Origin of the sequence: Paenibacillus sp. FSL L8-0158 (assembly GCF_038592965.1) — a bacterium.
GTDB classification, from domain to species: Bacteria; Bacillota; Bacilli; order Paenibacillales; family Paenibacillaceae; genus Paenibacillus; species Paenibacillus polymyxa_D.
The window spans coordinates 23,956-47,129 of sequence record NZ_CP151949.1 but is presented as its reverse complement, the minus strand read 5'-3'; the positions used below and the strand labels follow the sequence as shown (position 1 = coordinate 47,129).

Sequence of the window (23,174 nt, the reverse complement as noted above, 5' to 3'; positions counted from 1 at the left end):
GACGGCTTTCGCCATTCTGTACGTCATACAGGGGTGAAACGGGATGTTACTGTTCCATTTGTTTGCCCAGGAAGCCAGCGGCTGTTTCAGCCATTTTGACCTCCATTTCGGACATTTTTACATTCTCATCCTTGTTCAACAATACAACGGAACCAATGGGATCACCACCGGAAACAATAGGAGCCGCCACAAAGGACGAGAGTGTTTCTTCGTGGTCTCGCGTTAGCTCATAAGAGCCGCTGGCTGTCTCCAGCACAGTTTTGCGATTATCCATACTACCTTCGATAATGCTACCGATTGGCTTGTCCAGAAACTCTTTTTTAGAGCCTCCAGCCACCGTAATAATGGTGTCCCGATCGGTAATCATTGTAATATGGCCCGTGCTTTCAAACAGGGACTCAGCATATTCTTTGGCGAAATCACCAAGTTCACCAATAGGTGAATACTTTTTCAAAATGACTTCTCCGTCACGATCCACAAAAATCTCAAGCGGATCTCCTTCACGAATTCTCAAGGTGCGGCGAATTTCCTTTGGAATAACTACCCGCCCAAGGTCATCAATACGGCGAACTATACCAGTAGCTTTCATTTCACATGTTGCCCCACTTTCTCAAGAAGAATTTAGTAAACTACTGACGGTATCGAAAGACGCTTCCACTCCCCCAGAAGCGGTCACGAAGAACGTCACGGTCATGGTGTTTATGGTGATATCTGACCATAGTATTCATCTGTTCCCAATTCCTTATGCATGTTCAGTTATTTACCTTCGTTTGTAGCTCCATCTTTGGCTGTTCCTGACTTGGCATCGCCCGTACCGTTTGTTGTTGCACCTGGTGTAGTTGTGCTACCGGCACCGGAAGTTGCACCGCTTTTCTCTTGCGTAGCTGGTACCTTCGGCAGATTGATTTTCAAATCAAGTTTCGCCAAATCATTTTCGCTAAAGTTTTGGATACTTTCCCCGGCCAATTTATTCTTCAGGGCAGCCTTTTCGTTGTCTTTCAATTTATCAAACGTTGGCTCATTGCGGGACTCCACTTTGATCACGTGATATCCGTATTCCGTTTCCACCGGCTCACCGATTTTGTTAATCGGTTGGGTCTCAGCGGCCTCTTTAAAGGCAGGTACCCATTGCGCTACGGATGCATTCTCATACAGACCTCCGTTAGACGCAGAACCTGGGTCTTCTGAAAATTTCTTGGCAATCGTCGCAAAATCCGCTCCTCCGTCCAGCTTCGCCTTCACTTCTTTCGCCAGCTTGAGGGCATCCTCTTTTTTGCGCTCTTTCTTTGTTTTAGGATCTTGGAAGTTAATCAATACATGACGCACGGTTGCTGTCGTGAATTGATCTTTATTTTTCTCAAATTCCTGTTTTAGCTGATCATCTGTTACTTTGTTAGTTTCGCTGTTGATTACCGTCATTACACGCGTGAAGTAATCTTTCACACCTTGTTCGGTCAGTTTTTTATCACTCAGAAATGTTTTGAACTTATCTTCTCCGACTGACTTTTTATACTGCTCTAGTTGTTCGTTCCCTTCTTTGGCGCCCTGCTCCTTGGCTTTGTCGTCCGCTTTAGCCGCCAGAAGCTTGTACACCACTTCCTGCTTTACAATTTGTTCTCGTACCTGATCCGAAGCTAACGCAGCCTCATATTCCGGGTACAGGAATTTCATCATACTGATTTCTTGGTTGAACTCATTTTCGGTAATCGTTCCACCCTTATAGGTCACGACAACCTTGCTGTTGTCCTTCGGTTCATCCTTGACCTTGTTCTCATCCGCTTGCTTCGTACATGCTGCCAGCACGGATATAGCTAGCAGCGCTGCCATTCCCAAGGAGAGCATTCTCCAAGGTTTTCTTTTATTTAGTTGTGGCATTTTGCAGTTCCTCCTTCAATGTGAATGCTTCTTTCAATGCACTCAAAAATTGTTCCAGCAGTTCTAGCAACTGTGGATCACTTAGACCTTTGCCCTTTATGCGTGCGCTCATAGAAGTGCCCTGTTCAAATTGTACACGTCTTTCAAAGCGATTACCAATCTCGGCAAGTTTGGCGGTCTGTACCGCCTGCTGGCGCCCTTCATGGAATTTCAACACGATATTGTCATCCCGTTGTACCATGGACTCGATGCCATACATGCGCCCATATACCTTGAGACGGGCCACGGCTAGCAAATGACGCACCGCCTCTGGCAGATCGCCAAATCGGTCGACCAGTTCATCCTCCAGTTCAGAAGCCTCGTCAAAGGTACTGACCGCTGCAACCTTTTTATAGATTTCAATCTTCTGGATGCTGTCATAAATATAGTCACCCGGCAGGTAAGCATCGACGCCTAAATCAATCGACGTACTCCAATTCCGATTGGACTGATCCTCTTCTCCAAGTACGCTGACTTTACGTTTATTAATTTCCTCAGCCAGCATCTGCGAGTAAAGATCAAAGCCGACGGATGCGATGAATCCATGCTGCTCAGCGCCAAGCAAGTTACCCGCGCCGCGGATGGACAAATCGCGCATTGCAATCTTAAAGCCGGAGCCCAGCTCCGTAAATTCTTTAATCGACTGAAGGCGCTTCTCCGCCACTTCCGTGAGCACCTTATCCCGCTGGTACGTGAAATAAGCATAGGCAATCCGATTGGAACGACCTACACGCCCACGCAGCTGATAAAGCTGGGATAGCCCCATTTTATCGGCATCATGCACAATGAGTGTATTCACATTTGGAATATCCACGCCGGTTTCAATAATGCTGGTGCTGACCAGCACATCATATTCGCCATCCAGGAAATCCAAAATAGTTTTCTCCAGCTCGGTTTCGGACATTTGTCCGTGACCCACGCCCACCTTGGCCTCCGGTACGAGTGCATTGATCTCTGCAGCCATCTCCTGAATACCCTGCACACGATTATATAGATAGTACACCTGCCCTCCGCGTGCCATCTCGCGTTCAATGGCCTCGCGAACTAGAGTCTGGCTGTGCTCAACCACATACGTTTGCACTGGAAAACGGTTTTCCGGTGGCGTCTCAATGACTGACAAGTCACGTACACCCAGCATGGACATATGCAAGGTACGCGGAATAGGTGTTGCCGTTAACGTCAGCACATCTACGTTCGTTTTCAGCTTCTTCAGCTTTTCCTTGTGGGTTACGCCAAATCGCTGTTCTTCATCGACAATCAGCATCCCCAAGTCCTTAAACACCAGATCCTGCGACAACAGACGATGAGTACCAATGACAATATCGACCGTGCCTTGCCGGACCCCTTTAATCGTCTCATTCTGCTCTTTGCGCGAGCGGAAACGGCTCAATACCTGAATATTGAACGGGTACCCTGAAAAACGTTCACGGAACGTCTCATAGTGTTGTTGTGCCAAAATCGTTGTCGGTACCAGCACCGCTACTTGTTTTCCTTCAATAGCAGACTTAAAAGCAGCACGAATCGCAACTTCAGTTTTGCCGTAACCTACATCACCGCATAGCAAACGATCCATCGGGCGGCTCTGCTCCATGTCCTTCTTAATCTCTTCAATCGCCCGAATCTGGTCACGTGTCTCATCATACGGGAACATATCCTCAAACTCTTGTTGCTCCGGTGAATCCTTTTCAAAAGCAAACCCTGGTGCCGACTGTCGTTCTGCATATAGCTTGATCAAGTCATCTGCAATATCCTGAACCGAGCTTCGCACCTTACTTTTAACCCGTGTCCACTCATTGCCACCCAATTTATAAATCTTGGGTTCCTTGTCCTCTGAGCCGACATACTTCTGAATCAGATCAATTTGTTCAATCGGCACAGACAGCTTATCTCCACCCGCGTAGAGGACATGCATGTAATCCTTATGGATACCGCCAACCTCCAGCGTGCCGATCCCCATGTACTTCCCGATCCCGTGATTTTGGTGTACGACGTAGTCGCCCACCTTCAGCTCGCTATAGCTCTTAATCCGTTCTGCATTGTCCACATGCCGGCCCTGCTTACGAGCTTTCCGCTGCTTCTGGGAAAACATTTCACCCTCGGTAATGACCGCCAGGTGAATAGACGGCATTTCAAAACCGCTTTGCAGATTACCGATAGCCATCGTCGGCTCATCAATACCGTAATCTTCAAGCACTCGGCGCATCCGGTCCAGACGTTCATCTCCACTCGCCAGCATCATAACCTGTGTGCCAGCTTTGCGCCAACGATCCATCTCCGCCTTGAGCACATTCATTTGGCCATGGAAATCCTGCATGCCTCGGCAGATGAAGTTCAAAATATTTTGCGGCTGGGTATGAGGAACCTGACGGAGGAAAATCGACAGGAACAACGTCTGAAATCTCCGGTTGTACAGCAGATTGTCCGCCTCATCTGACAGTTCTAGCTGCGGTAACGTTTTACCGTTTTGAAGCAAATGCAGATTCCATTCTGACTCATCCCGTTCCAGTTGCTTGGCTGTTTCCAGCATACGGGCTGGCTCATCAATAATCAGAATCGTATTTTCCGGCATATAATCTGCCAGGGTTTTACGTTCAGGATACAGCAGGGAGATATATTTATAGATTTCGTCAAAATACACATGCTCTCGCAGCAACTCAATTTCACGATGGATCTCTTCTTTCAGATGCTGCTTAGCTTGACGATCCGTCATTTTGCCCAGCTGCTCCTCCAACAAAATAGCAGCGGCATCCGCCGCCTGATCCATACGCTGGTTATTCGCAATAACTTCCTTACACGGCGTTACAGTAACGTCCTGAACCTTTTCCACCGAACGCTGATCTTGCGGATCAAACTTACGGATCGAATCAATTTCATCGTCAAACAGCTCTACACGATAGCCCCAACGGGTTGTCATTGGATAAAAATCAATAATCCCTCCGCGTACGCTCATCTCTCCACGTGATTCCACACGCTCTACACGCTGGTATCCCATCTCGACCATATGTAGCAAAAACGCTTCCAGCTGAATCGTTCCGCCTTCTTTCAGCTCAATACGAGCCTCACGCCATGTTTCCGGGATTGGCAATAAACGTCGGACACCAGAAAACGGCACGACAACAATCCCACGAAAACCCTGGGCGCAGCGTATCAATACATCAATTCGTTGGGATAAGGTCTCTGGACTGGATATGGCTGCTTCAGCAGCTACCAGCTCATTGGCAGGATACAATAAAACCTGATCAGGAGAAAGCGCTTCCTGTAAGTCATCTGCTATTTTTTGAGCGGCAAACATATTGTGCGTCATGACCATTAACGGTCGTCCGGTATCTTCGGCAAGCGCGGCCATCAGTACCTGTCGGGAAGAGCCTGATAAACCTGATATCAGTTGTTCCTTCATCCCTGATGATATGCCTGCTGCAATGGATGCATAATCAGCATCCTTCGTAAAAGCCTGAATAAGTGCTTGTAACAAAAAAGGCACCCCTTTATGCTTATAAATAGTTACATGTAAACCGAAAAAGAAGCCTCAGCAATGCTGCCAAGGCTCCATAAGCGGAATTACCGCTTCACCTCTCAAGCTGGTATATCCGACCAGTTGAATACCTGTTATTGGAGCGGATTAACGAGCAGACTCAGCTCTGGATTATTCTCCAGCGCCTGACTGCAATGCTCGCAAATGACTTTGACGGTCACTTCACCGCCCGAATTATACGCTATTATATCTCTACGTTCGGCAGGGGTCAAGGAATGGAAGCCTAACCTTTCTTCGGTTATTGCAGCGGAATCAATTCGTCCCAAGAAAGTTCGACAATGTCTGCATACATAATTAACAACCATGTAATGTATATGCCTCCTGAAAGTTTTCTATACCTTTCAGTATGTCCAACAATCTTCCATTTAAGCCCGTCTGCCTACGTCTAAACTTACTTGTTGAATTCAGCCATCGTCCGTTCAAACGGATGACTCAAGCTGTATTCTAAGGCGTTGCACGTGTCCTCGATCATTCCGGTCAGTAATTCCTTTTCCTTCTTTGGAAAGGTACCCAGAACATAATCGACAATAGCATGTCCAGGCTCCGGGCGGGAAATGCCCATGCGAATCCGGTTGAAGGACTGCGTGCCGGTATGTTGAATGATCGATTTAATGCCGTTATGGCCGCCTGCGCTACCTTGATAACGCAATCTTATTTTACCGACTTCTGTATCCAGGTCATCGTACACGACAACCAGATCCTCCATATCGGCCTTATAATAGTCCATATAAGCACGTAGAGACTCGCCTGATAGATTCATATAGGTCATCGGCTTAATCAGTACAGTTTTCACGCCACCAATGTGGCCCTCTCCAATCAACGCCTTGCATTTGCTTTGGTTAATCTGGATGTTATGACGCGAGGCAAGAGCATCCAATGCCATAAATCCGACATTATGCCTCGTTTTCTCGTATTGGGGACCGGGGTTGCCCAATCCTACAATCCACTTCATAACCTTGACACCCTCTTTCACAGTCTGGATTTTTTGGTAAAATAGTTGTATTGAGGATTTTGCAAAAATCTAATAAGCGACTTTCAATGAACAATATATAGATCGAAATGGTCTAGTTCGTTTATATATTGCACTTTGGAGCGGCTGGAATCGAATTTTGCAAAATCCTGGTATTGAATAGGAAGGTGCGTGCCGGTATGCTCAATCAAGGTGATATCCTCTTATATGACAGCCATTTTCTATATCATTTAAAACATTCCGTTCCTGTCCAGATCTATGACGGGAATGTACATATCCAGATTGGCATCGTTGCGCGTTTTAATGAGCATTTCGTCGAAATAGAGGACACACTATACAATCGTCAACGTTTCACATTCATATCTCGCCCAGGCTTTTAGCCTGACATGCTGATAGGGGTTGCCTTTTCCATATGGAAAAGGCAACCCCTTTTTAATGAGCCAGCGCTTATTCGATTTCAAACAGTTTGCTGATCGACAATTCTTCATGCACACGGATGATAGCTTCTCCCATTAATGGAGCCACAGACAATACCTTCAGCTTGCTTGTCGGATTCGGGTGAACGATCGGGATCGTATCCGTCACAACCACCTCTTTTAATGGCGAATTCTCCAGTCTTTCCATCGCAGGACCAGACAGTACGGCATGTGTACAACACGCATACACATCTTTTACGCCGCCTTCTTTAAGCGCATTTGCACCTAATACAATCGTTCCGGCTGTATCAATGATATCATCAATTAAAATAGCCGTTTTACCCTCAATGTTCCCGATGATGTTCATCACTTCACTGACATTTGGCTCTGGACGACGCTTATCAATAATAGCGAGCGGCGCACTCAGGAAGTCCGCCAGCTTGCGCGCACGAACAACCCCACCATGATCGGGTGAAACGACAATCGGATTCTCAATTTGCTTGGAACGGAAATATTGGGCCAGAATTGGCGCTCCCAGCATATGATCCACTGGAATATCAAAGAATCCCTGAATCTGCATCGCATGCAAATCCATACTGATTACGCGGTGAGCCCCCGCCTTTTCAATCAAGTTAGCGACAAGTTTCGCTGTAATCGGATCGCGTGAACGAGCTTTACGATCCTGACGAGCGTAACCGTAATATGGCATAACGACATTAATACTTTTGGCAGAAGCGCGTTTAAGTGCATCAATCATAACCAATAACTCCATCAAGTTGTCGTTAACCGGCAGACAAGTTGACTGCACAATATACACATGGCAGCCGCGTACGCTTTCCGACAGCTTAACCTGGATTTCACCGTCACTAAACGATGTGGTATGGGATTCCCCCATTGGGATGCCGATGTAGTCCGCAATCTGGTGGGCTAACTTCGGATTGGAGTTACAAGTAAATATTTTGAGTTTGGAATCGCAATAAGTCATTAATAGAAACCCTCCGTGCTGGTTCATTCATTACAGATTCAACAGCTTGCTGATTAAGGTCATTCCGATCTTTTCTTCTTCGCTTTGGCACGTGCGCGGATTTTGTCCGCATATCCGGCTTTGTTCTCTTGACGTGGTCTGGCAATGGCCAGATCGTTATCAGGGACAGCATGTGTTACAGTGGAGCCTGCTACAACATAAGCACCTTTTCCAATCTTAATCGGGGCGATTAGATTCACGTTACTGCCAATAAAGGCATCGTCTTCAATTTCTGTAATGGATTTATTATATCCATCATAATTGACCGTTATTGCCCCGCAGCCAATATTTACGTTTGTACCCACCTTGGCATCACCGACATAGCTCAAATGAGATACCTTGGAATGATCTCCAATGGTCGCATTTTTCACCTCAACAAAATCACCAATTTTCACATGTTCGCCAAGCTTTGCGCCTGGACGCAGATAAGCAAACGGCCCCACAGATGTACTGCTTCCCACTACCGCTTCGTTCAACACCGAATGTTTTACCGTTGCGCCTGAATGGATAATCGTATTCTGAATCTCGGCCTGCGGACCAATCACACAATCTTCTCCGATTTGTGTTTGACCATGCAGCCATGTGTTCGGGTACAGTACCGTATCGGAACCAATAACAACCTCGCTCCCGATATAGGTAGAAGACGGATCAATGACAGTGACACCATTCAGCATATGCTTGCGAACGATGCGCTCACGCATATAGCCCTCAGCTACCGACAAAGCAACTCTGTCGTTAACACCGATGGATTCAGACACATCATCTGTCAAATACGCCTCAACCTGTTCACCTTCACCATGCAAAATACCAATGACATCTGTCAGATAATATTCCTGCTGTGCATTGGTGTTCGTTACCTTGTCCAGCGCTGCAAACAGCTTGGCATTGTCAAAGCAGTACGTTCCCGTATTGATCTCCCGGACAGCATCTTCCTCAGGTGAACAATCTTTCTGTTCCACGATCTTGAGCACGGCCCCGGAAGCATCACGGATAACTCGTCCATATCCTTTCGGGTCGTCCAACTCAGCGGTCAGAATCGTCGCAGCCGCCCCACGGCTCTCGTGCAATTGCACCAAGCCCTCCAGCGTTTTCGCTGTGATCAAAGGAGTATCCCCACAAATGACAATGGTTGTACCTTTTTCCTGACCGAGCAAGTCCTTGGCTTGCTTGACAGCATGGCCCGTTCCCAACTGCTCTGCCTGAAGCGCATATTCTGCCGACGGTCCCAAATAAGACTGTACCGCCTCTGCTCCATGACCCACGACGACTACACTTCGGGACACACCGATTTCACGAACCGTGTCGAGCACATGCCCAACCATCGGTTTTCCGCACACCGGATGCAGAACTTTATATAATTTGGATTTCATACGTTTTCCCTGCCCTGCGGCAAGAATGACTGCCAACCTTTCCAACAAGTCCAACCTCCTATCCTGAAAATAACAGTTACCCCTTGGCTAAAACGTTAATTCCCAGATCAGATTTTGCTTAACTTTTCACAATCCTCCTGAAAAATAACGGCGAACCTTTGGTTAATGGCTATTTTTTCAGGCCAGCTTGTGCTGGACATTCATCCCCGGGACGCATCGCTGCCTAGTCCCTGTCTTATGAAAAAGCCGCTTCGGCAGCCCGGATGGCTCCAAGTTGCCTTAAAACTGACTGTTAACTCACTAAAGAATATATCTCATTCCAGACAAAAAGAAAAGAGAGCCACAGTTAGTGGCTCTCTTTTTCTTTTGTACCCCAATCCTGCTTTAGGCGAATTAAGCGCCTTCTTCAATAGCAACTTCTTCATCCACAGCTGCACGTTCGTACTCAGTCAATACAGCAGCTTGGATCTTCTCACGGGTTCCTGAAGATATCGGGTGAGCGATATCGCGAAACTCTCCGTCTGGAGTTCGTTTGCTTGGCATAGCTACGAACATCCCGTTATTACCGTCGATAACTCGGATGTCATGAACAACAAACTCGTTATCAATCGTAATGGATGCAATCGCCTTCATTCTTCCTTCTGAGTTCACTCGGCGGAGTCTAACATCCGTAATCTGCATGTGTGTTTCACCACCTTTTTCCAAATAGGACTTGGTGTATACATTCCACACAGCAGTTCGAAATCCTTCTTTTTTTCGGCAATTCGTATCCTAAATTCAGGTAATTTTTTTGAAAAGATTTCTTTTCGACATATTTAGGTATTTTATGATGGAATGTGACAATTTACTGCCCTGTTCACTCATCAAAATAATTGCCCAGCTTGACTGTAATTTGCTTGCTTCGAGAATCGACTGCGGTCAGATTCGCCAGTGAAATATAATCATGCAGCAGACGCTCTTCGTTCTCCACCTCGCCCGATTCTACCAGCACACCTACACCGGCCACCTCAGCATCAAACTCAGCCAACAAGTCGACCATCCCCTGAATCGTGCCGCCGGCCTTCATAAAATCATCTACGATGAGCACACGCGATTTCTCACGCATGGCACGTCTGGATAATGACATCGTATGAAGGCTCTTTTGTGATCCTGAAACATAATTAATACTTACAGCCGAGCCTTCTGTCACCTGATGATCACGCCGTACGAGAACGACTGGCAAATTCAGCTGTGCTCCGGTTGCATAGGCAAGTGGAATCCCCTTGGTTTCCACCGTCATAACCACATCAATCTGACGATTGGCAAAAGCGGTCGCGAATATTTTACCAGCTTCGTTCATCATCGCAGGTTGGCCCAGCAAATCGGACAAATACAGGTACCCTCCCGGTAATATGCGGTCAGGCTGCTCCAGCTGCGCACACAGGTCGTTCGCAAACGCAAGCGCATGCTGCTTGGAAAGCCTCGGGATCAGTTTCACGCCACCTGCCGCTCCCGCCAGCGTCAGAAGCTCGCCAGTACCTTCATCCTCAAATACTTCCTTGATGATGGCCAGATCCTCGCTTATGGACGACTTAGCTGCCCCGTAGCGATCCGCAAAATGGGTAAGAGGCACCAGCGTATGCGGCCGTGACAATAAAAATTGCGTCATTTCCACCAATCGTGAGCTTCTTTTAAGTTTTTTCACAACAATTCCTCGCGATCTATTCTTCTGCCGCCCGCTTCGTACAGTAAAGCACCGGCGGACTGGCCGGTTGCTGGCGGAATGTAAGTGATATAGTAAAATCCGAATATTTAATAGTAAATATATCATCTTCGTACGTATTTGTACAACAATTACCACTATAATAAGAAAGAAATATCTAAAATCAGGTCAAAAGTCGTACTGCGTACACATCTTTACAAAACCCTCTTAGTCCATTATAAATCCGTGGCACTTTGGCTTCCTTCGATACCAGTCCGAACACCGTAGGTCCACTACCTGACATCAGCACACCGTCTGCTCCTAAGCGGATCATGGAGCTTTTAAGATGCTCTACCTCTGGATACAGCTTTAGTGTTACATCCTCCAGTACATTCCCCAGCGCGTTGCATACATCGGTAAAAGAAGCGTTACGGATCGCATGCTCCATCTGGCGGGCAGACGGGTGGTGCGTAATCTGATCTGCTTTGACACGACCATACACTTCAGCCGTAGATACATTAATCGGCGGCTTCGCAAGGATCACCCAGCATTGTGGCGGATTCGGAAGTGGCTTAAGTAGTTCTCCGCGTCCACTCGCTAAAGCTGTACCCCCTGTAATACAGAAAGGTACATCTGAGCCCAGCTCCGCACCCAGCACCCTTAATTCGGCATCCGAGATACCAAGCTTCCATAGCTTGTTCAGTCCACGCAGCGCTGCGGCAGCATCACTACTTCCACCCGCCAACCCTGCCGCCACCGGGATATGCTTATCCAGATGGATGTGGACACCCGTAGACACGTTATAACGTTCTTTGATCAGACGCGCGGCCTGGAAAGCCAAGTTCTTTTCATCCAATGGTATGTACCCGGCTTGACTAGAAATAATAATGGTATCACGCGGTAACTCGGACATCGTTAATCGATCAGACAGATCGACCATGGTCATAATCATTTCGACCTCGTGATAACCATCGTCCCGCTTACGTAGAACATCAAGCATTAAATTGATTTTCGCCGGTGCTTTTTCATATATTTTCAAGGCGTTCACCCACCTTCAACTTTTCCCTCAAGACAGCTTAACATATTATATCAGACTCAGCGTGTCAAGTCATGAGGTTCAAAAAAGCGGAGATGACCCGGTCTTATCCCGGATATCCCCGCTTTTCATCAGCACCACTGATGGCTACGATTTACGAGAAGCAGCCTGCTCGGCAAGCTGGATGGCCCGCTTGACCATATTGCCCGCATCCTTGGCTTTAATGCCTCCCCAGCCTTCTTCCTTGACTGTGTCGTAAAACCCAAGATCTTTGGCCAGCTCGTACTTTAGCTCCTCCGACATGACACTACGTCTTCTCCGGCTCATACATACGCCTCCTTCGGCAATGGAATAAGGAAGATCATTCCCGGCTTAGTATGTGCAGAGATATCATGCTTCATCCTGCTCTGTATATACAAAACGGCCCCGTCATTTGAAATGACGGGGCCGTCGCTAAACCTGCAAAGCTGGTATAAATCACGAAATCAATTAAGGTGTTTCAAAATATTCGACTACACCTGTATGGGAGTCGGGATCATATACGCTGACTTCCACCGACTCGGTAAGAATGTCAGCATAGCTGTAGGAGACACGTTTAAACGTCTGTTGCTCCTGATCCAGCTTGACGATAAAAACAGAAGGGTACGTTTCTTCCAAGACACCAGTTCGTTCGACGGTCTTACGGCGTCCGCCGTTAGCCCGCAGCAAAATTTTTTGCCCTACATGTGCGTCGAGACTGCGTTTGATTTCCAACAGCGTATTTTTAGCCATTGCCTAACGACCACCTCTTTCCTTGTCCATTATAACGAATTTTAGATGGATTGTCAAATCGAGCTAAATATTATAACAACACGAAAAATAAGTTGTCAATTTAATTTTTTGCGAACAGGAATAATTTATCTAAAAAATGACAAAAAGCCTCTGAAAGCAGAGACTTTTTGTTCAAGTCAATCCTATTGGCACATTTGAATCCTAGATTGCAGAAGGCGTTACTTTAAGCGTTGACAAATTTTCAAGCTTCGGCAGGCCGATGCGATAGCTTCCCCTAGTTTCAATTCCACCCACTCCGCGACTGCCGCTGATTGTCTGGTGAAACAGGTCCCCCATGTTGACCGTATCACGGATCGAAGTAAAGGCCGCCTTGGCAGCCACGTAAACGGGGTCCAGCGCGTGAATCAGGATACGCCCTGGTGAGCTGGCGAAGTTCGCTCCCGCACGCAGCAGCGCCTCAAAATGGGACTGACACGCCCCCGCTACAATGGTCAGCGAATCCAGATGACGTTCATATTGTCTTGCTACCTGAATCGCCGCCACAAAATTTTGCGAATTTTTATAACTTTTCAAGCTGTACAAATCGTAAGGCTGTGGCTGCTTCAGCACACCGTCATGTCCGGTAATGACTACGATATCCGGACGGATACGGGGAAGCAGCCGGTACAACGTGTCCGCCATTGCCGATTCATGAACGTGATGTCCCTCTGCAGGAACACGGAGCTGTTCATATAAACTGAGGCATTTTTTCAAATAGCCGGGATCTCCATCCAGATGAAGAACCTTTCCCGGCATTTCAAAATACGTTGACTCGACCGGATCACTCCAGTCCCCAACCAGAGCTGCCTGACTACGAGCAGCCTGCTGCTGGCGTGCCCGTTGCAACAGATTAAGAGACTCACCAGCCTTAATGTGAGCCTGCTGAGTCTTACCGCTAATCTGGTCTGCAGGCACTCTGACCAGATCGTTCACTGGGGAATCGGCCAGCAACCGAAATTCTATTCCCTTAATGATCGCTTTATCCCGCTGGATGTCCTCAACACGAAACGTGACATCTCCGCCGTACGATTTCCGAACGACCAAGTCTCCTAAACTCATCACACTGTATCACCCCTCGTATATCGTATGGGTGAATGCACAGTTTGGTTCCAGCTTAGGATATACCTGCCTCCAACAGCACAGCACTGAGACGCGCAAATTCCTCAATACTTAGCGTTTCTCCTCGACGGGAGGGTTCAATACCAGCTTGTTGCAACAGCGGCTCCAACGTGTCCCTGTTCTCTTTGGTGAAGAATCGGCTTTTTAAGTTATTGGAAATCGTTTTACGTCGCTGGGCAAAGGCAGCATGAACCACTTCAAAAAAGTGCTTCTCATCCACCACTTCCACCGGAGGGGCTTCCCGTACACGCAACCGAATGACTGCAGACTCCACATTTGGCTGGGGAATAAATACTGTATTTGGTACAATACAGACTAATTCAGGTTCGCTGTAATATTGTACTGCAATGCTCAGACTGCCGTAATCCTTCGTTCCAGGAGACGCAGCCATACGCTCAGCCACTTCTTTTTGGATCATAACGACGATATTCTCCAAAGGGAGCTTGTCCTCCAGTAGCCTCATCAGAATCGGTGTAGTAACGTAATACGGCAGATTAGCCACGACACTTACTTTACTCACGTCTGCAAAATCAGCTGCAAACACCTCGCGTAAATCCAGCTTCAGCACGTCTCCATGACGTACCTTCACATGCTCATAAGGGGCCAACACTTCTTCGAGAATTGGCAGTAGCCGCTGGTCAATCTCGACAGCGGTAACTACCTTGGCCGATTGCGCCAGCTTCTCGGTCAAAGCGCCAATCCCAGGACCAATCTCAAGTGCGCCCTTCGTCTCATCCAATCCGGCAGCATTCACAATCTTATTGAGAATATTTTGATCAATCAGGAAATTTTGTCCCAAACTCTTTTTGAACGAAAAACCGTGCCGTTGAATAATTTCCTTCGTACGCCGCGGTGTTGCTATATCTTGAATTCCTGTCATACGGATATCACAATCCTTCACTTTCAATTTGTGCCAGCGCTCTGGCAAATTCCTCGCGGCTGATCTGAAATACAGAGAGCCGTTTATGTAGCTGCTTTCCGTTACAATAACCAATACCCAGCACATTCCCTAAGGCCATACGGCGTGCAGCAGCATTGGGGTGGGTGATAAGTCCAGCATCAATCAGGTCCGCCCACTCAATCAGCGGGTCGGCGCCTTCTACTGTCGTATGAACCCGTGCGAGAGCGTGTCTGATCGCTTCCGGTGAGGCATTCTCCACACCAATATCTCCTTTGCGCGTCGCTTCTGCCTCGGGTATAAAGGCCTGCTTGCAGCCGGGTACCTTGGAAGCGATAATCTTACGGATGCGCTCCCCTGCATGATCGGGATCGGTTAAAATGATGACCCCCCGCCGCTCCTGCGCCAATGCAATTTTACGCAGCGTCATTTTATTAATGGCTGAGCCGCCAGTTTCTATCGTATCCGCTTCAACAGCGCGGCGAATGGCCACCGTATCATCCCGGCCCTCTACCACGATCACTTCCTTGATCATTTGCATTTCCCTCCACTGCTACACAGCAAGCTATATTTATCTTTCCCTGCTTTTGAAAACAAAATAAGAAGAGGATATCCTCTTCTTAGCATGGCATAACTATGTTGTTAATACTATCGCATTGCCCTCAACATACACAACCTGTTTTAGTTGATTTCAGGCTTTACCGGTCCGATAACATATACGGTTTTACCGTGCTTACGACCAAATTGGTTGGCTCGACTCAAACTCTCATAATACACATCGATTTTGTGGCCTTTAATCGCGCCACCGGTATCCTCCGCACGGCGGAAGCCCACCCCTTCGATATACACCCACCAGCCGATTGGAATTATACTCGGATCGACAGCGATGGTGCGTCCTTCCGTGACGCGCGTGCCGGATGCAGTACGTGTACCGATACCTGGCTCCTGTGAGGAATACGCCGTCATGGAGACATTTTGTAAAACTTTGCTATATTTAAAATTTACGCCTGCTTTACGGACAGCACTGCTCGAACTAACCGTTGTTGCCTTAACCGCATCATTGGGACCGACGGAAGCAGCCAAAACGACCGGCTTTTTCTTCGTTCCTACCGCAATGACCTTATCCACACGGTTCTGTGCAACTTCCTTGTTAACCAGCTGTTTGGATACCAACTTTCCATCATGATATACCTTTTGAACGTGCTGGACTACCACACCCGATTTGCCGCTTTGAATGACCCGATTATCGCCTTTATAAAGACTCGGATCGGCCGTTTTGATGACCTGATAAGGCACCTGTTTTTTCTGTTCGACCTGCTGTTTCTTCACACGGACGATTTTTATGTCCATGTTAGACGAAACAGAAGCATCTAGCGCAGGATAAACTTTATCCGTTGACGATAATTTATAGCCCGAGGTACGAATGGCACCTTCTACTGTATTTTCTGTTGTGTACAGCTTTTTCGTCTCATTGCCTGAAGATACTTTAACTTGATTGGCACGTTTAATGACTACGCGATCCCCATCCTGTACTGCTCCATTTAGCGGCATGGAAACTGTATCATGCGGCTGAAGTGAAATGGAATGCTCGCTCAGCAAATCTTGAAGCTTGGATTCTCGGGTTTCTACCGCAGATGCCTTGCCATCAATGACAAAAAAGACTTGTTTTTTAGATTGCGTGTACATCAGAATTGAAATCATAATCGTTAGCGCGATTAGAAAAATAGCAACCAAAGCAGCCTGGCGCACATTCTCTTGCTTCCAACGCAATACGTAAGACATGCTGGATGAGCGTGACTCATGGGTCTCCTCTTTTTGGAAAATGCCCATTTCCTCCGTCCTCCTTACATAGCCCGCCGTCTGGAGTAAGACATAGTTGAGATTTGACGTGACTATAACAGATTTTCTACAAGACAAGCCCAAACTGCGACTGTCCTGCACCATGTACCCGTCTTCGCGGCATGCTGTCCTCCCCTGTTTAACCACAGTATGATGACAGATTTTCTTTTATTCACAACAAAAAAAGCCAAAGAAAGAGACTAGAGAGCTCTTTCGTGGCTTCCGGCATGTGTGAATATGCGGGAAAACTCATGCACGAGATGGCTTCTCTCTTGTTACGCTTACGGGGTTAGCTGTCGGGTTCGGACGTAGAGAGTCGCCCTAGCTTGGGTCAACCGCTCATGGCGGTCGCCTTCACATTCACCCCGAAGACCCAGAAAGAAATCGAAATACGGCTCCTCCACCTGTTCAATCCCATCCGGGAAAAGAATTTAGGTCGAGCCGGCTGGCGGAAGAGACGTTCCCTTCTTGCACATACGCCGGACGTACTGTAAGCCATATCGGTTCCCCCGTTCCCTGTATAAGGGACTCAGCGAGACTGGTTCATGAAATGAACTGTTGATGTTTACATTCAAACAACAATTCACTGAAAAGATGATATCCTGTTTCTATGCATGTTGTAAAGCAGGTTTCAAGTACATTTTTCAAAATATTCGGTTAAAATATTGTAATATTCTCGAGTTTCCCGCAACAAATTCATGATTAGCTTCGTCTATCTCTTTATTTTGATCGATTTCTTCACTTTTTCATTGAATGTCAAATCGTTCCAAGGCATTTTGGGTCGTTATTGACACTAATTCCTCCACTGTAATCCCCTTGATTTGGGCTGCAGCCTCTGCTACCAGTCTCACATGTGCAGACTCATTTCGCTTCCCGCGGAACGGATGCGGCGTCAGGTAAGGCGCGTCCGTTTCAATAAGCAGACGGTCCAGCGGCACCTGTGCGAGCACCTCTTTGGGCTGCTTGGCATTTTTGAACGTTATTGGACCACCGAAGGAAAGGTGAAATCCCATATCCAGCACCATTTTGGCTGTCTCCCAGCTCCCAGAAAAGGAGTGCATGACTCCGCCAATCTCACTCGCTTTTTCCTCACGCAAAATCCTAACAATATCTTCATGGGCATCCCGGTTATGAATAACAATGGGCATTTTGAGCTCACGAGCCAGACCAATTTGATTTCGAAACACCCGATGCTGAACATCCTTCGGTGATGTATCCCAATAATAATCCAGACCGATCTCTCCGATGGCTACGACCTTCTTATGACTGCATAACGATGCAATCCATTCCAAATCGCCCTCCTGCATTGTAATCGCATCCTGCGGATGCCATCCAACTGCCGCATAAATAAAATCATACGTCTCGGCTAATTTCATGGTGGATGGAATGGTCTCACGATTAAATCCGATATTGATCATCCGCGTTACTCCTGATTCGACAGCACGTGCTATAACTTCTTCACGATCTTCGTCAAATTGTGGCGCATCCAAGTGAGTATGAGTGTCGAATAAATCCAAGGTTTACATCTCCTTTTTTTACTTACATTTCTATATAGTTGTCTATTCTTTGACAAAATAATTCCTTATTTCGGCAGGAAGCCTGTCTTTTACCGCGTTCAATTTATTCTGGGGAAAATACATATGATATTTTCCTCGGTGAATACCGCTTATTGAGCGCACAATTTCCGAAACTTCGGATATTTCACTCACCTCGCCCTGACGTCCAAGCAGTAAAATCTGGTTGTCCGTCGAGCCACCCTGCCGAAACACATCATAAGGAAGATCTGTCGGAAAATCAATTTCAAAATCGTATTCAGGGTGCAAACCAGCCTCTTCCAAAGCCTTTCGAATGCTGTCAATGGTATCTGTATCCATATTATCAATCTCTACATATTTATACAGTCTACGGTCCATAAAGCGGCTGCTCAAATCACTTAAAATTTCGTCCTTTTCTCGTTTCCACTGGCTAAATACGGTCTGGATTAATGACTCATCGAGCATCAGATATTGCTCTACTGTAAGCTCTCCTTTCAACAGATCCGGCAGCGGGTCCAGCAGAAAACCAAACTCATATCCGTTTTTAAACAATTCCTTTGCTCGCTTGAAAATTTTACGTAAAAGGATTTCCGAGCTGCGTGTTACAGGATGAAAATAAATTTGCCAATACATCTGATAGCGTGACATTAAATAATCTTCTACTGCATGCATACCTGATTCCTTCACAACAATTCTCCCATTATGAGGACGCAGCAGTCGTAAAATACGATCCAAATCAATCGTGCCGTAGTTGACACCTGTCGAATGAGCATCCCGTAACAAATAATCCATACGATCGGCATCTAGCGGACTGGTCACCAAGTTGACAACGATTGGCTTATCATACGTTTTGGCTATAACCGCAGCCACCTTTTGTGGAAGCTTCTCGTCGACTTGTCGTAGAACGGCGTTGATCTTGGTGTCTCCCAGTACAATGCGGCATGTCCAATCCTCATGGTTCATATGAAAGGCTTCCTCAATTGAATGTGAAAATGGGCCATGCCCCACATCATGCAATAGAGCTGCACACAGAGTAACCAGCCTTTCCTCTTTCGGCCAATCTGGGAAATCTCCACGTTCAAATTGAGAAATAATACTTCTCGTAATCTCATATACGCCCAAAGAATGTGAAAAACGGCTATGCTCCGCTCCATGAAACGTAAGATACGATGTGCCTAACTGGCGTATGCGGCGTAAACGTTGGAACTCCGGCGTGTTGATCAACCGCCATATCACAGTATCCTGAACATGGATGTAATTATGTACCGGGTCTTTAAAAACTTTTTCTTCACTGAGTGGCTGGTGCAAGATATCAGCTCCTTTAATATTCGGAATAATGGATTAAAATACAATAAAATCCTAAAGCATTTCCCTCATTCGACATTCTTTGTCGTAATATGTCGAATTATAGTTTTTCGACATTTCCAAATCGACAAACTGAATAAATCATCAATAAAATAAGGCAATGCACATGAGTAAAGCTCTTTAATCTAAATACTTTTGCATAATCAGACTGTTACTACATTTTTTAGGTTGACTGTTTTGGGAATCGTTGGTATAGTAAATATCAGAAAAGAGAAAATTTTGTCGAATCATGACACTTATATTATTTTAAACGGCGAGAGGAGCCTGATTTATTATGATGAAATCCACTGGTATTGTAAGAAAAGTCGACGAGCTCGGACGTGTTGTTATTCCAATCGAATTGCGCCGTACCCTGGGAATCGGGGAAAAAGACGCGTTGGAAATTTATGTTGATGGCGAACGCATCATGCTTAAAAAATACGAGCCTGCTTGTATCTTCTGCGGTAATGCTGAGAACGTAATTTACTTCAAAGGGAAAATTGTTTGCCAAGATTGCATATCTGAAATCCCAACACCTGTGACAAACTGAGAATTTTAGTATATAATAGACTTATCAGATATTGTTAATTCTAACCTTTTTCATATACACTCCTTGTTGCCTTCCACGGTTTGAACCCAACCGTTGGAAGGCCCTTTTTTGTTTAGGCAGATATTCATAAGAGTGCGTTGTAAACATCTCTCTTGGAGATTGCACGATCTGTGGCTGTACGCTTCATTGCATCCTTGCGTGTAAGTCCCTCTGCCTCGTAATGTGCGACGTGGGACTCCAAAGATAAGGACTGCCACCATGCCTGACGTTCCTGTTCTTCTTCCTCTTCGTCTTTTCCTTCAACCACTAGACAATATTCACCAATTGGTGGATTTTCCTCTAGTTTAGCAAGGCATTGCTCCACGGTTCCTCGTACCCATTCCTCATGCAGCTTGGTCAGCTCACGCGCAAGCACCACTTTGCGTGAACCTAATGTTTCCTTTAAAACCATCAATGTCTTCACAATACGATGAGGCGATTCATAAAAAATAATTGTGCCGTGAGATACCTGAAACGATAGTAACAGCTTTTCCAGGTCTTTTTTCTCCCGTGGTGGAAAGCCAGCGAAGGTGAACCTTTCTGTATCCAGTCCTGAGGCAATTAAAGCCGATAGTGCCGCATTTGCTCCTGGGATAGGGATGACGCTAATTCCCGCCTCCAGTGCCAGTTTGACCAGATCCGAACCAGGGTCAGAAATGGCCGGTAGACCTGCATCGCTAACCAGTGCCAAATTTTTTCCTTCTATTATATAACGTATCAGTTCAGGCCCACTGGCAGCCTTATTATGTTCATGATAACTAAAGAGCATATCCGGTGTGATTTCGAAATGAGTGAGCAGTTTACGTGTCTGCCGCGTATCTTCGGCAGCGATAATACTACATGATTTTAAGGTGTTAATTGCCCTAAAGGTCATATCGTCTAGATTCCCAATGGGTGTTGCAACAAGATACAACTTTCCCCGCTCTTCTTCGCTGTTACTAAAGCTTTTTTGTACAGCTGCTTTCACACAGAATCCCCCTTGCTTACTTCTCCATAGATATCTCTTATTTCCTGAGTATAATCCCCATTTTCCTGATATACAATGAGCGGAGGCAACAAACGAACCTCCGGTTTACCGTCACGTAATGCTTCAACCAGTACCATATTGGCTTCCATATGAACTCGTGGGTGAACAAAACGTATTCTTTTGGGTTCCAAACTATGTTTACGCATCAAGGTTATAATCTCGCCCAGCCGCTGCGGGCGATGAACCATGGATACTTTTCCCCCATTACGGACAAGCCGGGTGGATGCCTGAATGACTTCTTCCAGGGTGCAGTTCACTTCATGACGGGCAATTGCCTGGTGAGGATTCAGCTTGATATCGCTACCATTTAGCGGCATATAGGGAGGATTCACGGTAATCGCATCATAAACACCATGTCCCGTGATGTGAACCAGCTCACGCAGGTCCCCTTCCCGAATCTGAATTGCTGCTTCTAATCCATTTAAGCTGACACTGCGTCTAGCCATATCTGCCAAGCGTGGTTGAATCTCAATTCCTTCAATAGACGCTTTTGTTCGTGTCGTTAGCAGCAGGGGGACAACCCCATTGCCTGTACACAGATCCAGAATCTTTCCACGCTGCGGAATACCAGCAAAACGTGCCAGCAAGACCGCATCCATCGAGAAGCTGAATACTTCATCACTCTGGATAATGCGCAAATTATGTGAAAGCAGATCATCAATTCGTTCAGACTTCTTTTCTTTTTCGTCCATAGTGCTCTCCCATCTTTTATAACCAAAATCGCTTTTCACTCATACTTCCCTACAAAAAAGCCGTAGGCATCTTGCTCCTACGGCTTGTTTTTATTTATTCAAAAATGACAGACAGAAGAGGCAATCGCCTTCCGTTCGCAAATGTCCGTAATACACGTTGCATATATGAAATCCTTCATGATACAGCCTTGCTAGATTGTCGTAGCCTTCGCCCACGACCTCACCCGTTTGCCCCTCATCCTTAATGACGATTGGAGGAGGAAGCTTCGGCTTGTTTGCCGTCTTTTCTTCTCCAGAGGTTTCACGTTTGAGCATCTTGCGCACCTGTTCGTTTTCAATCGTTAGTCGTTGATTTTCCTCCAGCAGCTCTTTTACTGCCAGTTTCAATTCACCCAGATCGCTATGCAACTGTCCCATTTGGGTTTCCATTTCGTGAATACGCGCAAAAACATTTAATTTATCCAAGTTTCCACCCCGAAGCAACCTAATGGTTTACTTGACGACTACATCGTCCATTGGAAGTTCCTTGACCTTACTGATCTCAAACAGTTGAACATGCACGGTGCGATGACCTGCATTCACACCTACGACTTTACCTTCCCCCAAAGAGGTGATAACCATCTTACCCACCTGAGGTAGCTCTTCTCGCATGCTTTCGTAGTTATCATGTTCAAACTTGAGACAGCACATCAATCTCCCGCACAACCCGGAAATCTTCGTCGGATTCAGCGACAAACTCTGATCCTTCGCCATCTTAATAGATACCGGCTCAAAATCCCCTAGCCATGAGGAGCAACACAGAATACGTCCACAAGGTCCAATTCCGCCAAGCATTTTAGCCTCATCCCGTACGCCGATCTGCCGCAGCTCGATCCGTGTACGAAAAATACTGGCCAAGTCCTTTACAAGCTCTCGAAAATCTACTCGACCCTCTGCCGTAAAATAAAAAATGATCTTATTGCGGTCAAATGTAAATTCTACATCTACCAACTTCATTTTAAGGCCATGGTCTTTAATTTTATTTAAACACGTGCCGAATGCATCCTTGGCCGCTAATTTATTCTCTTCTACAACAAGAGCGTCATCATCCCCAGCGATACGAATGACTTTTTTTAAGGGCAGGACAACATCCGAATCATTTACCTCTTTTTTGCCCACTACAACCTTGCCATATTCAATACCGCGTGCGGTCTCTACAATGACACAGTTTTCTTTCTCCACTGGAAGGTCCAGCGGATCAAAATAATAAGTCTTGCCCGCCTTCTTGAAACGGACACCCACTACACTATACAAAAATTAACCCCCTTGTATGCCACAAACCTCATTTGAAGCCGACATTGTACGAATGGCCGCAATTGAAGTCTCACTGTCGCACAAA

The 23,174-nt window shown here is 46.4% G+C and carries 24 protein-coding genes and 1 riboswitch; of the genes, 2 read left to right on the top strand and 22 right to left on the bottom strand.

The window, feature by feature from the left end; translation table 11 throughout:
• Window positions 1-46: 46 nt before the first annotated feature.
• The 5 genes from spoVT to pth all read right to left on the bottom strand — a co-directional run bounded on the left by spoVT (window position 47) and on the right by pth (window position 6,398).
• Window positions 47-589: a stage V sporulation protein T gene (spoVT, locus tag NSQ68_RS00220; RefSeq protein ID WP_029519371.1), complete on the bottom strand. Its 543-nt coding sequence runs from the start codon at window positions 587-589 to the stop codon at window positions 47-49.
• 167 nt (window positions 590-756) lie between these two features.
• Window positions 757-1,875 carry a peptidylprolyl isomerase gene (locus NSQ68_RS00215; RefSeq protein WP_342427626.1) on the bottom strand — a complete coding sequence of 373 codons (1,119 nt, stop codon included), beginning with the start codon at window positions 1,873-1,875 and terminating at the stop codon, window positions 757-759.
• Window positions 1,859-5,386: a transcription-repair coupling factor gene (gene mfd, locus NSQ68_RS00210; RefSeq protein ID WP_342427625.1), complete on the bottom strand. Its 3,528-nt coding sequence runs from the start codon at window positions 5,384-5,386 to the stop codon at window positions 1,859-1,861. Before mfd ends, NSQ68_RS00215 begins: the two co-directional genes overlap by 17 nt.
• A gap of 134 nt (window positions 5,387-5,520) precedes the next feature.
• The gene (locus tag NSQ68_RS00205; protein WP_007428020.1) at window positions 5,521-5,751 is read right to left on the bottom strand and encodes an anti-sigma-F factor Fin family protein; all 231 of its coding nucleotides are present in this window, start codon (window positions 5,749-5,751) and stop codon (window positions 5,521-5,523) included.
• Between the two features lie 86 nt (window positions 5,752-5,837).
• Window positions 5,838-6,398, bottom strand: coding sequence for an aminoacyl-tRNA hydrolase (pth, locus tag NSQ68_RS00200; RefSeq protein ID WP_342427624.1), 561 nt, complete (start codon window positions 6,396-6,398; stop codon window positions 5,838-5,840).
• Between the two features lie 197 nt (window positions 6,399-6,595).
• Between pth and NSQ68_RS00195 the strand changes: the two genes are divergently transcribed.
• A complete protein-coding gene (locus tag NSQ68_RS00195; protein ID WP_023986434.1) occupies window positions 6,596-6,796 on the top strand; it encodes a hypothetical protein in 201 nt (66 codons plus the stop codon).
• Between the two features lie 67 nt (window positions 6,797-6,863).
• Here the strand turns inward: NSQ68_RS00195 and NSQ68_RS00190 are convergent, their stop codons facing one another.
• From NSQ68_RS00190 to NSQ68_RS00130, 13 genes are all read right to left on the bottom strand, one after another.
• Window positions 6,864-7,817 carry a ribose-phosphate diphosphokinase gene (locus tag NSQ68_RS00190; protein WP_013308125.1) on the bottom strand — a complete coding sequence of 318 codons (954 nt, stop codon included), beginning with the start codon at window positions 7,815-7,817 and terminating at the stop codon, window positions 6,864-6,866.
• A gap of 59 nt (window positions 7,818-7,876) precedes the next feature.
• Entirely contained in the window at window positions 7,877-9,274 is a 1,398-nt protein-coding gene (glmU, locus tag NSQ68_RS00185; protein WP_342427623.1) for a bifunctional UDP-N-acetylglucosamine diphosphorylase/glucosamine-1-phosphate N-acetyltransferase GlmU, read from the bottom strand.
• A 345-nt stretch (window positions 9,275-9,619) separates the two neighbouring features.
• On the bottom strand, window positions 9,620-9,907 hold the full coding sequence (spoVG, locus tag NSQ68_RS00180) for a septation regulator SpoVG (RefSeq protein ID WP_007428016.1): 288 nt from the start codon (window positions 9,905-9,907) through the stop codon (window positions 9,620-9,622).
• Window positions 9,908-10,082: 175 nt separating this feature from the next.
• On the bottom strand, window positions 10,083-10,910 hold the full coding sequence (purR, locus tag NSQ68_RS00175; protein ID WP_013308122.1) for a pur operon repressor: 828 nt from the start codon (window positions 10,908-10,910) through the stop codon (window positions 10,083-10,085).
• Window positions 10,911-11,091: 181 nt separating this feature from the next.
• Window positions 11,092-11,946: a 4-(cytidine 5'-diphospho)-2-C-methyl-D-erythritol kinase gene (gene ispE / locus NSQ68_RS00170; RefSeq protein ID WP_013308121.1), complete on the bottom strand. Its 855-nt coding sequence runs from the start codon at window positions 11,944-11,946 to the stop codon at window positions 11,092-11,094.
• A gap of 144 nt (window positions 11,947-12,090) precedes the next feature.
• Window positions 12,091-12,270 (bottom strand): small, acid-soluble spore protein, alpha/beta type, encoded by a 180-nt coding sequence (locus NSQ68_RS00165; RefSeq protein ID WP_007428013.1) that lies wholly within the window; start codon window positions 12,268-12,270, stop codon window positions 12,091-12,093.
• 162 nt (window positions 12,271-12,432) lie between these two features.
• On the bottom strand, window positions 12,433-12,714 hold the full coding sequence (locus NSQ68_RS00160) for a Veg family protein (RefSeq protein ID WP_307354278.1): 282 nt from the start codon (window positions 12,712-12,714) through the stop codon (window positions 12,433-12,435).
• A 201-nt stretch (window positions 12,715-12,915) separates the two neighbouring features.
• Window positions 12,916-13,812 carry a sporulation peptidase YabG gene (gene yabG, locus NSQ68_RS00155; RefSeq protein ID WP_023986432.1) on the bottom strand — a complete coding sequence of 299 codons (897 nt, stop codon included), beginning with the start codon at window positions 13,810-13,812 and terminating at the stop codon, window positions 12,916-12,918.
• Between the two features lie 55 nt (window positions 13,813-13,867).
• Window positions 13,868-14,752, bottom strand: a complete 885-nt coding sequence (gene rsmA, locus NSQ68_RS00150; RefSeq protein ID WP_254351755.1) for a 16S rRNA (adenine(1518)-N(6)/adenine(1519)-N(6))-dimethyltransferase RsmA — start codon at window positions 14,750-14,752, stop codon at window positions 13,868-13,870.
• A 7-nt stretch (window positions 14,753-14,759) separates the two neighbouring features.
• The gene (gene rnmV, locus NSQ68_RS00145) at window positions 14,760-15,305 is read right to left on the bottom strand and encodes a ribonuclease M5 (RefSeq protein ID WP_307354279.1); all 546 of its coding nucleotides are present in this window, start codon (window positions 15,303-15,305) and stop codon (window positions 14,760-14,762) included.
• Window positions 15,306-15,451: 146 nt separating this feature from the next.
• The gene (locus tag NSQ68_RS00140) at window positions 15,452-16,600 is read right to left on the bottom strand and encodes a 3D domain-containing protein (protein WP_307354280.1); all 1,149 of its coding nucleotides are present in this window, start codon (window positions 16,598-16,600) and stop codon (window positions 15,452-15,454) included.
• Between the two features lie 271 nt (window positions 16,601-16,871).
• Window positions 16,872-17,154, bottom strand: a riboswitch (cyclic di-AMP (ydaO/yuaA leader).
• A 201-nt stretch (window positions 17,155-17,355) separates the two neighbouring features.
• Window positions 17,356-18,126 (bottom strand): TatD family hydrolase, encoded by a 771-nt coding sequence (locus NSQ68_RS00135; protein ID WP_068938706.1) that lies wholly within the window; start codon window positions 18,124-18,126, stop codon window positions 17,356-17,358.
• 42 nt (window positions 18,127-18,168) lie between these two features.
• A complete protein-coding gene (locus tag NSQ68_RS00130) occupies window positions 18,169-19,452 on the bottom strand; it encodes an HD domain-containing protein (protein WP_342427622.1) in 1,284 nt (427 codons plus the stop codon).
• A gap of 331 nt (window positions 19,453-19,783) precedes the next feature.
• Between NSQ68_RS00130 and NSQ68_RS00125 the strand changes: the two genes are divergently transcribed.
• Window positions 19,784-20,038 (top strand): AbrB/MazE/SpoVT family DNA-binding domain-containing protein, encoded by a 255-nt coding sequence (locus NSQ68_RS00125; RefSeq protein ID WP_007428005.1) that lies wholly within the window; start codon window positions 19,784-19,786, stop codon window positions 20,036-20,038.
• A gap of 124 nt (window positions 20,039-20,162) precedes the next feature.
• On the opposite strand, the gene rsmI is transcribed toward NSQ68_RS00125, so the two are convergent.
• The 4 genes from rsmI to NSQ68_RS00105 form a co-directional block, all read right to left on the bottom strand.
• The gene (gene rsmI, locus NSQ68_RS00120; protein WP_342427621.1) at window positions 20,163-21,044 is read right to left on the bottom strand and encodes a 16S rRNA (cytidine(1402)-2'-O)-methyltransferase; all 882 of its coding nucleotides are present in this window, start codon (window positions 21,042-21,044) and stop codon (window positions 20,163-20,165) included.
• A complete protein-coding gene (locus tag NSQ68_RS00115) occupies window positions 21,041-21,796 on the bottom strand; it encodes a tRNA1(Val) (adenine(37)-N6)-methyltransferase (protein WP_342427620.1) in 756 nt (251 codons plus the stop codon). Before NSQ68_RS00115 ends, rsmI begins: the two co-directional genes overlap by 4 nt.
• A gap of 90 nt (window positions 21,797-21,886) precedes the next feature.
• Window positions 21,887-22,261: a DNA replication initiation control protein YabA gene (gene yabA / locus NSQ68_RS00110; protein ID WP_025722558.1), complete on the bottom strand. Its 375-nt coding sequence runs from the start codon at window positions 22,259-22,261 to the stop codon at window positions 21,887-21,889.
• Window positions 22,262-22,288: 27 nt separating this feature from the next.
• Window positions 22,289-23,089 carry a stage 0 sporulation family protein gene (locus NSQ68_RS00105; protein ID WP_013308110.1) on the bottom strand — a complete coding sequence of 267 codons (801 nt, stop codon included), beginning with the start codon at window positions 23,087-23,089 and terminating at the stop codon, window positions 22,289-22,291.
• Window positions 23,090-23,174 lie beyond the last annotated feature (85 nt).